At 54.1% G+C, this 12,147-nt stretch carries 8 protein-coding genes and 5 pseudogenes; 8 read left to right on the top strand and 5 right to left on the bottom strand.

The window, feature by feature from the left end; all coding sequences use genetic code 11:
* Positions 1 to 91 precede the first annotated feature (91 nt).
* A complete protein-coding gene (locus tag EBB79_RS24020) occupies positions 92 to 553 on the bottom strand; it encodes a hypothetical protein (protein ID WP_177627921.1) in 462 nt (153 codons plus the stop codon).
* A gap of 166 nt (positions 554 to 719) precedes the next feature.
* On the opposite strand from EBB79_RS24020, the gene EBB79_RS24015 reads away from it, so the two are divergent.
* The 3 genes from EBB79_RS24015 (at position 720) to EBB79_RS24005 (ending at position 3,417) form a co-directional block, all read left to right on the top strand.
* On the top strand, positions 720 to 1,013 hold the full coding sequence (locus tag EBB79_RS24015; protein ID WP_127751571.1) for a hypothetical protein: 294 nt from the start codon (positions 720 to 722) through the stop codon (positions 1,011 to 1,013).
* The gene (locus tag EBB79_RS24010; RefSeq protein ID WP_127751514.1) at positions 985 to 1,686 is read left to right on the top strand and encodes a winged helix-turn-helix domain-containing protein; all 702 of its coding nucleotides are present in this window, start codon (positions 985 to 987) and stop codon (positions 1,684 to 1,686) included. Before EBB79_RS24015 ends, EBB79_RS24010 begins: the two co-directional genes overlap by 29 nt.
* Positions 1,687 to 1,866: 180 nt before the next feature.
* On the top strand, positions 1,867 to 3,417 hold the full coding sequence (locus EBB79_RS24005; protein ID WP_127751513.1) for a DUF427 domain-containing protein: 1,551 nt from the start codon (positions 1,867 to 1,869) through the stop codon (positions 3,415 to 3,417).
* A gap of 109 nt (positions 3,418 to 3,526) precedes the next feature.
* Here EBB79_RS24005 and EBB79_RS25810 read toward each other — a convergent pair whose 3' ends face one another.
* The 4 genes and pseudogenes from EBB79_RS25810 to EBB79_RS25805 form a co-directional block, all read right to left on the bottom strand.
* Positions 3,527 to 3,814 carry a hypothetical protein gene (locus EBB79_RS25810; protein WP_420850435.1) on the bottom strand — a complete coding sequence of 96 codons (288 nt, stop codon included), beginning with the start codon at positions 3,812 to 3,814 and terminating at the stop codon, positions 3,527 to 3,529.
* On the bottom strand, positions 3,750 to 4,076 hold the full coding sequence (locus EBB79_RS25215) for a chemotaxis protein CheD (protein WP_238705192.1): 327 nt from the start codon (positions 4,074 to 4,076) through the stop codon (positions 3,750 to 3,752). The genes EBB79_RS25810 and EBB79_RS25215 overlap by 65 nt, the downstream gene beginning before the upstream one ends.
* A gap of 25 nt (positions 4,077 to 4,101) precedes the next feature.
* Positions 4,102 to 5,046: a CheB methylesterase domain-containing protein gene (locus tag EBB79_RS23995; protein WP_127751570.1), complete on the bottom strand. Its 945-nt coding sequence runs from the start codon at positions 5,044 to 5,046 to the stop codon at positions 4,102 to 4,104.
* 175 nt (positions 5,047 to 5,221) lie between these two features.
* Positions 5,222 to 7,566, bottom strand: a pseudogene (locus EBB79_RS25805) (methyl-accepting chemotaxis protein).
* A gap of 426 nt (positions 7,567 to 7,992) precedes the next feature.
* On the opposite strand from EBB79_RS25805, the gene EBB79_RS23985 reads away from it, so the two are divergent.
* From EBB79_RS23985 to EBB79_RS23965, 5 genes and pseudogenes are all read left to right on the top strand, one after another.
* Positions 7,993 to 8,280 carry an STAS domain-containing protein gene (locus EBB79_RS23985; protein WP_127751512.1) on the top strand — a complete coding sequence of 96 codons (288 nt, stop codon included), beginning with the start codon at positions 7,993 to 7,995 and terminating at the stop codon, positions 8,278 to 8,280.
* A pseudogene (locus tag EBB79_RS23980) lies at positions 8,277 to 8,650 on the top strand (response regulator). Before EBB79_RS23985 ends, EBB79_RS23980 begins: the two are co-directional and overlap by 4 nt.
* Before the next feature lies 1 nt (position 8,651).
* Positions 8,652 to 10,836, top strand: a pseudogene (locus EBB79_RS23975) (chemotaxis protein CheA).
* Positions 10,820 to 11,284, top strand: a pseudogene (locus tag EBB79_RS23970) (chemotaxis protein CheW). Before EBB79_RS23975 ends, EBB79_RS23970 begins: the two co-directional pseudogenes overlap by 17 nt.
* Positions 11,281 to 12,140: pseudogene (locus EBB79_RS23965) on the top strand (CheR family methyltransferase). The pseudogenes EBB79_RS23970 and EBB79_RS23965 overlap by 4 nt, the downstream one beginning before the upstream one ends.
* The last annotated feature ends 7 nt before the right edge of the window (positions 12,141 to 12,147 follow it).

The following is a 12,147-nucleotide window of genomic DNA, read 5'->3' as shown; positions in this document are numbered from 1 at the left end:
AATTTTAAGCATCCTTTCAAGTGTTAATTTGCACGCAGTAAAGGGGGCCTGATGCCCCCTCCATTGCCTGCTCGATAATTAGTTACGTCCTTCAGCGACGGACGATGCGATATCCATTGCGACGCAAACAGCGTGGTTTGAACGCATTCTTGTGACGGTGACCGTTCCAGAATGTTACACGGCAGTTCTGCGGCAGCGCCCTTACATGTTGGTAGTTTTTGCGCAGACATTTTTGACCCATCAAATTTTTGCCATCTCTGTAGGCTGGGAAAAATCGCAGACAATGTGCTGGCAAGTCGTAGCGCGACACTTGTGGCGGCAGGGGTCTGGGCTCCGGATGAACTGGTGCCGGGTCAACAACAGTTCGGGTGCGACGGCGGTCCTTGTTGATTGCAACGCCTATAATTCCCAACACGGCCAGGCCAGCAAGAATTTTGGCGACATCGTCCTCAGCGCGGGCTGGGACGGCAGAGAACCCGGTGATCGCGATAGAGGTGGCAAGGACAAAGGCAATGAACTTGCGGTGCAGGTTGGGGCGGTTGAAGGACTGCATGGGAGAACCTTTCCAGTTGGGTGTCATGATCGGCACATGGCCGGTATGCCTCACCCTGGCTTTCCCGCTGTCGGACAGGCAATATCAGCGCTCTGTTATCGAATATCAGCTGCTTCAATCGCTTGTGGTTATTGAATATCACTGCGTCTTTGCCCAAAGTGAGCCCATGAAACATCTTCTTTTGAAACCCGCTTTGATTGCTGCTTTACTGGCGTTGGCTACGCCTGTGATGGCGGCGGACTGTTATGCCGACTACAAGGCCAAACAGGATAGCCCGTTGCGGCTGCATTATGGTGTGATCCAACTGTCCGGCGCCTGTCAAAAAGGCGCCGCCAAGGCCGAGATCGGCAATCGCATCGCGCCGCAGGGCTGGACGCTGCTGAACGTAATTTCGGTCTTCGGTCCCGAGGGACTGCAACAAAGGAAGCCTAATGCCGGATCCTACTATCTCCGTTTCTGAAGCCCGCAGCGCCGGCGGTCGGGTTATCACATTCGGAGTTATTGCCATCGTCGGCCTGCTGATTGCGGCGGGCACATTGCTATTGCTGACCCTGCCCGATGCCAACGCGTTTAACGCGCGGGTCGAGCAGCTGTTTGTGGAAAATGATCTGACCACGCAGGCCGAAATCAAACTGCTCGAGATTCTGGCCCAATCCGGCACCTCGTTTGCCGATACCCTAAGCAGCTATCGCATGGTGATCTTTGTTTTACTGGTATTTGCCACCGCAATGATGGTGGCGGCGCTGGTCGTGTTGTCGATGTTGGTGCTGTTGAACCGGCGCATGGCGCAGATTGAGCGGGCGGGCATTCAGGTCACCGAACTGCTGATCAGCCGTGAGGAAAACACGGTTTACCTGAATAATATGGGCTTTCGCCTGACACCGGCCGCGATAGAGACGCTGTCTGTTCTGGCCGAAGCCAGGCTGGACGGTGATGTCATGTCCGGGGCCGAGATCGAGGGGGTGATTTCTGGTCGCGATGCCACCGAGTGTGAAGAGGCCGCCGGGGCCACGCGTATCAAACGGTTGCGTGACACCCTGGGCAACCAGATGATCAGTGAATTGCTGGTTAAAAACATTGCCAGACGGGGCTATGTTTTGGCGATCAGCAAAGATGTGATCCGGATGATTTGATGCGCTTGGGTCTCTCAAGCGTTTCGTTGCTGGAAGAGGTTGTATTTGAGTATTTAGGAAAAAGATGAAGGCATAGAGACGATGGCGGTCACATCGTTTCAATATCGGGTGTCGGCTCTGGAAATCGAGGCTGGACACCCCACATAGTCACTGCAAAGAGCGGATAAGAGGGCCCGGCCAATGAATGTACATGTAAAGCCGGAACAGAATGGGTATTCCATTCTGATCGAGCAACTTAAGGGGACCGTGACTCTGCATCACAATGGCGTTTTGCTGGCGCAAAGTGACCAGGCCAAGGTGATGTATGAAACCCGCCTGACGCCGACCCTTTATTTTCCGCCACAGGATGTGGTTGCTGACCTGTCCAAGCGGACCGAGCTGCAAACATTCTGCCCGTTCAAAGGAACGGCGATTTACCGCGATCTGATTTTGCCGGAAACATCGGTTAGGAATGCGACCTGGGCCTATGAAGAAGCCCAACACGAGGCCTCGGCCATCAAGGGTCATATTGGCTTTATGCCCAATGCCTTTACCGATGTGGACCTTGGTGACAACGAGATCCTGACAAGCAATGATGGCAATATTTCCGGGCCGGTGATTGACTGGCTGCTGCGCGAGGCAGCCTATCTGCCAACACCAGAAGAGTTTACTGCGGCATTGGCCGTCAAGCTGCGGGAACAGGGTGTGTTCCTGTCGCGCATGGCAGTGATGGTCTGGTCCCTACATCCGATGATTGCGGGTAAGAATTTTGTCTGGAAGAAAGACAGTGGCGAGGTCACTACTTTTGCGCCGTCCTATGAGATCCACGATCATCCGGCCTATCAAAACAGCCCGCTGCGGCATGTCTCAAATGGCATGGGGGGTGTTCGGCACCGGCTGAGCGGCGACCACCCCACCGACGCATTCCCAATACTTGAGGATCTGAAAAAAGAGGGCGCGACGGACTATGTTGCAATGCCACTGCGGTTTTCAGACGGCAGCATCAATGTGATGACCCTGACCAGCGATCACCCTACCGGCTTTTCCACCGCTAATTTGGGGCTGATATTCGAATGCTCGGCGGTGATTGGGCGCTACTACGAAGTCTTTATGCAGCGCGAAAATGCCCAGTCGCTTTTGGAGACCTATGTCGGCAAACGATCAGGAGCCCGGGTGCTGGGGGGGGAGATCCACCGGGGGGACGGCGATGATATTGATGCGGCCATCATGTTCTGTGACCTGCGTGGATCAACCCGTCTAGAAGAAGAATTGGGGCGTGCGGCTTATATCAAGGTGTTGAACCAGTTTTTCGAGACCACCTCGACAATTGTTCACGACAATGGTGGCGAAGTGTTGAAATTCATTGGCGATGCGGTGCTTGCTGTGTTTCCTGCTGATAGCGATCCAAAAGCCGCCCGTGCACAGGCATTGAATTCAGCCCGTACCATCGTTGCCCGGTTGGAAGAAATCGCCCAGGAAGAGGACGGCCATCGCTGTGAATGTGCGATTGGTATCGCCTATGGCGGTGTCACCTATGGCAATGTGGGATCGCGGGAACGATTAGATTTTACAGTGATTGGCCAGGCAGCAAATATCGCAGCGCGCTTGGGGGACTATGGCAAGTCACGTGGGCACCCCATTGTGGTCAGTCAGGACATTCTTGCGTCGCAATCGCAGGCTTTGCCTTTGGGCGCCGTGAGCTTGCATAATGTGTCAAAGCCCGTCGAGAGCTTTGCCGTCTCGGTACGGTGAAAAGGAAGGGATCGGCCGATTGGCGGTGGTTAAATAGGGCCATCTGACCTGGCCTGGGTAGTGCGGTTGCCGCGTGTTTAGACACGGCAACCAAATATATCCTGAAACCCTAGGGATCAGAACAACATAACTTCGCCGACGTCTTCTTTGACGGGGCTGGTCTTGCTGCTGCGCGTTCCTGTTCGCCAAGACGGCGGTCATTTTCAACCCGCGTTTGCTGGGCATTGCCAGTGACCGGGTGAAACCGGACGCGCCGCGCAGAGGTGCCACCGACGCTGGAAGACACACAAGAAATCCCTTCATCCCGCAGAAAACGCTGCACAAAATCGGCATTAGAGACCGATGTCAGACAGGTTGGCGGACATTTTAGCGCCCCCAAAATCTTGACCCGCAGCATGCTTCGCGTGGCACCCTTTTGAGCACCCGTTGATCAGCAATTCCATCGCGTGAACACCATAGCGCGCATTTTTGCTATCCTGGGCGCTGGTGCTGGGCAGCAGGAAATGGTTCATGCCGCCAATGCCGCTTTCTGCGTCATACAAGCAGGCAGAGATGCAGGATCCCAGAACTGTGGTGAACATCACCGATGGATCCTTGGTTACACGATATTCACCTTGCAGGACTGTGATCGAGGACGTGTTTGTAAATACAGAGCTCAAAGCGACTTCCTTACCATTTTTGTTATCAAGCTTTGCAAGCTTGAAGAAGAGTTCCGGCCATCCGTGCCAGTGACACTTGTTTTTGGGCCGCGCCGTTTTGCCAGGCTACGCGCGGCATGCCATAGACAACCGAGCTTTGCTCATCCTGAGCAAAAGTGGTTGCCCCGGCCTTGCGTAACTCTAGCAGACCCTTGGCTCCATCTTGGCCCATACCAGTTAAAATTGTCGCAACGACGTTCTTGGCAAAGGGCACTGCCGAGCTAAAAAGTGCGTCCACTGATGGTGTGTGACCAGAGATTGCGGGGCCTTCTTTCAGACGGGTGCGATGTGGTGTACGTGGCGTTAGGCCCAGGTGTTTTGTTTGACCAGCGGCGATATGCACGGTGCCAGGTGCCAGCTGGATACTATCCTCGGCGCCGACCACCTTTGCGGCACAAATCCGGTTTAGCAGGGTCACAAGGCCCGCTCCGAAATTTTTACCGGTGTGTTGAACAATGACCGTCGGCGGACAATCGGCTGGAAAGCCGACTAACAGGCTGCGCAGGGCCTCTACTCCGCCAGTGGAAGATCCGATCAGGATAACCTTGTCGGTCGAATTGGCAGTGGCAGAGGTTTTGCCGTTTGATGCAGGGCGATTGGTGGTCTCATTGCGCCGCGGCGCCTTTACCATCATGTCGAAATACTGCACGAACTGAACTGGATGGTCGGATTTGCTCAACTCAAAAATACCTGCACCGCGGTCCAGCAGCGGGTTTGACTTACGGGCGGGTGCGGCTGAGTGGCTGTCCATCACCGACACCCAACGGGTGTCCAGCGCTGAGAACATCGCCATCATCATTTCAAATTCGGGTAATTTGGTGAAGCCATCTTCGACGAAAGCAAAGGTTGGCTGTACCGACTCGGCCTGATTGTAGGCCGTCATCAGGTTATTGGCCAAAAGAACCTTGATGCCGGAATAGGCGGATTCCATGTGGCTTTGCAATGACCGGGCAAATCCGCGGTCCAAAGTGATGATCAATACGCTTAAAGAAGACAATGATTTACCCATTCATTTTGCGTGGTTGCAAGATAACCAGTTTCAAGAAGTCAGAGCCGGTTTTTGACCTGAGAGATCCCCCAGATTGTCAAACCGGCTCTGATTGGAGTTAAAATTCCTGCCAGACGTCAGCCGAGCTGTGAGAGTCGTTCGCGGCAATGGCTTTTGGCATTACCTCGGGCTCGGTGTCCCAGTCTGACCCATGCGCTGAGGGGGCCTCGAATTCGACCACCTTGGCGGTTTTAGGTTGATGGCCGCCACCGATATTAAAGTGCGCCACCAGTTGAGACAGTTTGGTTGCGTCGGTGTTGAGCAGATGGCTGGCCGCAGTGGATTCTTCCACCATGGCAGCGTTCTGCTGTGTCACCTGATCCAACTGTGTCATGCCGATGTTGATTTCACCCAGACCGGTGGATTGCTCGGCCGATCCAACTGCCATTTCCGACACCAGTTGCGAGATATGATCGACTCGGGTGACGATACTGTTCAGGGCTTCGCCAGCCTTGCCAACCAGATCAACGCCCTGTTCGACTTGTTTCGCACTATCGCTGATCAGCGATTTGATCTCCATCGCCGCATCCGAGGAACGCTGCGCCAGGGCGCGCACCTCCGAGGCAACCACCGCGAACCCGCGACCAGCCTCACCTGCGCGGGCCGCCTCGACCCCGGCGTTCAACGCCAGCAAGTTGGTCTGGAATGCGATGTCATCGATCACCCCGATGATCTGGCTGATGTGGTTGGCCGAGTTCTCGATCTCGGTCATCGCGGACACCGCGTGCTGCACGACTTTGTCGCTTTCTTGCGCTTCGGCCTTGGCCTCGCCCATGATCGATTCGACGCGGATCGCCCCTTCAGCCGCCGATTTAACGCTGGCAGTCATTTCGTCCAGTGCTGCTGCGGTCTGCTCCAGCGTTGCCGCCTGGCTTTCCGTACGGTTTGACAGATCATCCGAGGCCTGAGTGATTTCAGTTGCACCTGAGCGAATGCTGTCGGCCGAACTGATCACCTCGGTGATGGTCGAGCTGAGCGTGTCCAGAGTGCGATTGAAGTCGCTGCGCAACTGTTCGTTTTCAGCAGGGAAGGGTTCAACCAACGGCTTCGAGAAATCGCCATTGGCCATGTCGACCAAGCCAGCAGTCAACTGAAGAACCACTTTTCTTGCTCGCGTTGCTGCTCAGCACGGTCTTCTTCCGCACCGCGGGCGCGTTTCAGATCTTCTGTCAGGCTGACCAGAGTTTTACCAATCTGGCCCAACTCATCGCCACGATTTGCCGAAGAAATATCATTGTCCAGATTGCCTGCCGCGACACCATCCATGTCTTCGCAGATTTTAGCAATTGGGCGGGTAATACTACGGGCAAACAGCCATCCAAACAGCGACATGAGGGACAGACAGACCACTGAAACCATCAGTAGTGTGTTCCGTTCAGCAATAACTGGTGCCATGACTTCTGACCAGTCTTGCTCTGCCACCAGTGCCCAGTGCCCATTGTAAAGCTCAATGTAGTCCATATACGAAATGACGTGCTGTCCGTTCAGGCCAGTGGCATCATGAAAGAATTCAGAAGTCTCGCTCAGAGCAGCCTCGATCTGTACGCTGGGCTGCATCGTATCCAGAACCTGAAACCCACCGTCAAACCGCGACGTTGTTCGGGCGCGCATGTCTTCCCCGACCAGGTAGATCTGAACACTTTCACCCAGACCGTCCGTGCTATTTGTGATGTTGGTCAACAATTGCACAGGAAGCTGGAACGCCAGAACACCGACAGTTTCACCGGCGTCGTTCACCACGGGTGAAGACACAAATGCGGCGGCATCGCCATTACTGGGCGCGTATCCCTCAAGATCAGCGAAATGAACTTCACCCGGCGTTCCATTCTTGGAGTTTCGGAATGTGACGCCCAACCCAGAATCCTTGTAAGGACCGGTCAGCAGGTTGGTGCCAAAATCGGCTTCTTTGAACACAGAGTAGATAATGTCCCCAGCCATGTTGATCAGGAAGACATCGTAATAGCCCTTGGTTTCCATCACCGTCCGAAACGCCGAGTGAAAATTGCCATGGTGCATGTTGTACGACGAATCCTCGGTGGCCCGGTCAAGCAGATGTTTCTGGCCCAGTGCGTTTGGGTTGTCTGTGACATAGGCTTGGCGCAGGGTGCGACCCGGATCACCATCCATACCATTCCAGCTTGTTGTGAACCGTTCAATGGCCTCTGCCGTGGACGGCATATCCGCTACGGACAGCAGGTCGGCGTCTACGCCAGCGAAAAAGGACTTCAGTGCCATTTCCCGTGAAGCAACGATGGACTTGAAGTTTTGTTCTGAGCTGGCAATGGTGTTATGTTTGAAGCCGATATTGCTGAGTGTAACGAGAATAACCGCTACAAGAATACCAAAGCCAACAACAAATAACGGTAGCTTGTGAGCCAGTTGGAGTGATCTACGAGTTTTCATTTGGTCCTCCTTAAAGGAAAGCCCTCTAGTTTCGTGAGTGGGTACTAATGCTCTTAATCCTACACCGGTAGTTAATTTGAGCCTTACAGCAGCGTTGTTTTTCATATTTTGAAATTGATAAATCAAATACGTGACGCTAAAAGGCGTCATTTTGCTGCTGAAAAGCCGCAGCAGCACGGCGCAAAATTCCCCCCTATAGTATAAGGTGCATTTTCTGTGTCTGTTTGGAGCCAGCTGGACGAATCCAGAATGCGATCCAAAACTGTTCAAAATTGTCATAAAATAAAGGGCTAATTGAGCATCTAAGTTTGGGGTCTAATTCCCGAAACATCCCGGTCTCAGCAACAAATTATTAAGGCACGCCGCATATGTGTTTGGCATCGAAGTCCAACACGTCGCCTACAACGGGGGTGCGAATCGCTGAATATGACGACCGAAGCACAAACACATCTTTTGGATTTGCCAAATGCATTTTCTGAGCTGACACCACTGATCTCGTTCCTGGATGGGGCCGGATCTCAACCTATCGAGATTGATTGCAGCAAGGTGGCAATGTTGCCCTCCCGCTGCCTGCAATTACTGCTTGGAGCGGAACAACAATGGAGGTCCGAGGGATTAGAATTCTCGGTCACCAATATAACTGAAGGCTGCCGCCGGGCACTGTCCCTCATGGGGGTCGATGCAAACCGATTTGAAGATAAGGAAACAGCATGAAAACCAAAGTTCTGGCGATAGATGATTCCCGCACCATTCGAAATTTGCTTGCAGCCTGCCTGGAAGAGGCAGGGTTTGAGTATCACAGCGCCGTTGACGGTCGCGAAGGGTAGATCTCTATCCTGACGTCGCCCCGGATGTGGTGATCACGGATATCAACATGCCCAACCTGGACGGCTTCGGAGTGATCGAAGAACTGCGTGGGGATGGCATCAACTCTAAGGTCCCAATCCTGGTTCTGACCACCGAAAGCTCTGCTGACTTGAAGGCACGTGCACGGTCCGCTGGTGCCACTGGCTGGATCACCAAACCATTTGATGACGACTCTCTGATCTTTGCGCTCAAGCGTGTTACAGGGGCGGTTGCATAAAATGACTGGTTCGATCTTGGATACATTCTTTGAGGAGTGCGAAGAGCTCCTTGAAGCAATGGATGCGGGCCTGGCTGCCATCGAAGAGGGCGACCAGGACGCTGAGACCGTCAATGCGGTATTTCGAGCTGTGCACTCCATCAAGGGCGGCGCAGGTGCGTTTGGCCTGGACGATTTGGTGGCCTTTGCACATAACTTCGAAACTGTTTTTGACGATGTACGTTCCAATAAGCTGGAACTTGACGAAAAGCTGATCCAGCTTTTGTTCCGGGCCAGTGATCACCTGTCTGATCTCGTGACCTGCGCACGGGATGGCGGCGAGGTCGATCAGGCGCATCACGGTGTGCTGATCTCGGCTCTGGCTGAGTATATTGACGAAGACGAAGAAGAACTGGTCTTTGAACCCATGGGTGTTGGGGCGAGTTTTGAACCGGCGCCCCTTGCCCCGCTTGCGGAGGCTCAGGAAGCCAGTTACGACATTCGCTTTCATCCACTGAAAGAGATGTTTGACACAGGTAATGAACCCTACTTCCTGTTTCAGGCCTTGTCAGATTTGGGGTCTCTTTCGGTCCGGTTGGACGATAGCGAACTTCCTGGTTTTGACGCCATGGAAGAGGGTGAAAGCTATCTGTCCTGGGAACTGACACTGGTGACCAGCGAACCGCGTTCTGCAATCGAAGCTGTATTCGAGTTTGTCGAAGGCCTGTGCGAATTGGCGATTAGTTCCGAAGGGGACGAAGAAGCCGAGGAAGACGCCCTGGCAGCCTTAAACGCGGCCTTTGGCCTTGCTCCGGCCGAGGACGACGTTGCGGTGGCGCTCCCTTTAGAGCAGTACGCCTGAAGTAGACGAAGCTCCTGCCCCGGTTGAGGCAGAGGTTGAAGTCGAGATGGTGTCGGAGCCTGAACCTGAACCGGAACAGGCGGCTGAAAAGCCCACTAAATCCAAGAAGGAATCCGCAAAGTCAAGCGGGCCTAAACCAACCTTGCGGGTAGAGCTTGACCGGGTGGATCGCCTGATCAACGCGGTGGGAGAGTTGATCATCAACCACTCCATGCTCGCTCAGCAAATTGCCAACCTGGATGCCAGTGATACCCGCGATGTCGAGACCGAGCTGGAAGGGTTTAAAACCTGGCGCGCGACATTCAGGAAGGTGTGATGGCGATCCGTGCACAGCCGGTGAAACCGCTGTTCCAACGTATGGCTCGGATTGTCCGCGAGGCCTCGGCCGCGACCGGCAAGACAGCCAAACTGGTCACCATCGGTGAGACCACCGAGGTCGACAAAACAGTGATTGAACGTCTGGCCGATCCGCTGACGCATATCCTGCGCAATGCGGTCGATCACGGTATCGAAAGTCCGGAAGCCCGGGCTGCTGCTGGCAAAGATAAAGTAAGCGAAATCCGTTTGACGGCGGCACATCGGTCGGGCTCGGTTTGTATCGAGGTCAAAGATGACGGCGCTGGATTGAACCGGACAAAGATCCGTCAGATCGCCATTGATAAGGGGCTGATCCCGGAAAATGCCGAGCTGAACGACAGTGAAATCGACAACCTGCTGTTCCTGCCAGGTTTTCCACGGCCAAAGAAATCTCGAACCTGTCGGGTCGCGGTGTCGGCATGGATGTGGTGAAAACGCAGTTGCTGCGCTAGGCGGTCGGGTGAATATCTCCTCTACCCCTGGTGACGGGTCGGTGTTTTCAATCATCCTGCCGCTGACATTGGCGGTCATGGACGGCATGGTTGTATCGGTTGCCGGGCACACCATGGTGGTTCCGATCACTGCTATCGTTGAGACGATGCGCGGCAATGACGACATGATCAACAACCTTGGCGCGGATGGCACGCTGTTGTCCATTCGTGGCAGCTTTGTTCCGATCTGCGATGTTGCCGGAAGTCTTGGACTGCGCTGTAGCTCACATAATGAACCGGCTGGTGTCTACCTCTTGGTGGAAACTGAAAACGGGGATCGCTGCGCCCTCGCCGTCGATGACATCCATGATCAGCGCCAAGTGGTGATCAAAAGTCTGGATGGCGTCTGTGGCAATGTACCTGGCGTTTCTGCCGCAACAATTCTTGGAGACGGCAAGATTGCCATGATCCTTGACCCTGAAAGCATCGTAACGGCGTCGTCCTCGGCAGCCGTGTTCGACACCGACCGGAGGATGAACAATGCAATTGCAAGTTGAGTCTAAACATACCGAACAAAGTGAGTTCGTCAGTTTCACAGTCGCGGGTCAGGCCTTTTGTCTGAAAATAACCCAGATCCGTGAAATTCGGCGATGGCAGCCTGTTACGGTTCTGCCACATGCACCTGCAGATGTGCTGGGGTCATGAACCTGCGTGGCGCAGTGATCCCGATTTACGACCTGTCAGCTCGGTTTGGTCTGGAACAGACTGAAGCCAGCGAACGCAATGTCGTGATCGTGGTCTCGGTGAACCAAAACCAGTGGGTTTGCTGGCTGAATCGGTGTCTGAAATCATCTCGATTGATCCTGATGACATTCAGGAGACACCGCAGGTGGACAGTCGCAACACCATGGACTTCATTCAGGGATTATCTCTCAGAATGACGAGATGGTTCGGATCATCAATCTGAATGCTGTGATTTCATCACCGGAGCAGGTGGACCTGTGACCATTGCCAGTTCGATAGACCCTGGGACAGATCAGTTCACCCTGTCAGATCAGGACTTTGAAGCTATCGCCAAGTTTGCCCACAAGAATTTTGGGCTGGCTCTGTCGAGCAACAAGAAACCTCTGGTGTCATCGCGGTTGTCGCGGCGGCTCAACAAGATGAAGGTGCAGAACTTCAACAAATACCTGGCCAGCTTGGATGCGCCCGGTGGTGAAGGAGAGCGCAGCGAATTGCTGTCGCTGTTGACTACAAATGTGACGCAGTTTTTCGGGAACCGCATCATTTTGCAACGCTGCGCAATGACGTTCTGCCGCCGCTGATCGAAAAGGCACGCAGTGGTGCGCGGGTACGGCTGTGGTCTGCGGGCTGCTCGAATGGGCAGGAACCCTATACGATTGCCATGGTGCTCAATAAGCTCTGCCCCGAGGCAGGCCGGTTGGACATCAAGATCCTTGGCACAGATATCGATCCGGTGGTTGTTCGCACGGCTCAGGCAGCACAATATCCCGCTGATGAACTGGCGCAGATCCCGGCCGAGTACCGGGTCAAGGGCGACAATGGTGCGGAAAACACAATGCCGGACGTGATCCGTTCGATGGTCAGCTTTGGTGTTTTGAACCTGATCGAGCCGTTTCCGTTTCGCGGTAAGTTCGATGCCATTTTCTGCCGCAATGTAGCGATCTATTTTGACACTCCAACCCAGCAACATGTCTGGAGCGCGTTTCAAAAATCGCTGAACCCGAATGGATATCTGTTCATTGGCCACTCGGAACGCATGTCCGGTCCTGCTGCCACGCACTTAACAACTGCGGGGATTACAACCTACATCAACTCTTCTGCTGGCGCTTCTACCTGATTGACCG

Source organism: Parasedimentitalea marina (assembly GCF_004006175.1).
GTDB classification, from domain to species: domain Bacteria; phylum Pseudomonadota; class Alphaproteobacteria; order Rhodobacterales; family Rhodobacteraceae; genus Parasedimentitalea; species Parasedimentitalea marina.
Note: the sequence above shows the minus strand (reverse complement) of the source record. Positions and strands in the feature narration are given on the sequence as shown.

Excerpts from the sequence above, each read along its gene's own strand:
- EBB79_RS24010 (WP_127751514.1), top strand. The coding sequence starts at position 985 with ATGCCGGATCCTACTATCTCCGTTTCTGAAGCCCGCAGCGCCGGCGGT.
- EBB79_RS23995 (WP_127751570.1), bottom strand. The coding sequence starts at position 5,046 with ATGGAATCCGCCTATTCCGGCATCAAGGTTCTTTTGGCCAATAACCTG.
- EBB79_RS24005 (WP_127751513.1), top strand. The coding sequence starts at position 1,867 with ATGAATGTACATGTAAAGCCGGAACAGAATGGGTATTCCATTCTGATC.
- EBB79_RS24020 (WP_177627921.1), bottom strand. The coding sequence starts at position 553 with ATGCAGTCCTTCAACCGCCCCAACCTGCACCGCAAGTTCATTGCCTTT.
- EBB79_RS24015 (WP_127751571.1), top strand. The coding sequence starts at position 720 with ATGAAACATCTTCTTTTGAAACCCGCTTTGATTGCTGCTTTACTGGCG.
- EBB79_RS25810 (WP_420850435.1), bottom strand. The coding sequence starts at position 3,814 with ATGCTGCGGGTCAAGATTTTGGGGGCGCTAAAATGTCCGCCAACCTGT.
- EBB79_RS23985 (WP_127751512.1), top strand. The coding sequence starts at position 7,993 with ATGACGACCGAAGCACAAACACATCTTTTGGATTTGCCAAATGCATTT.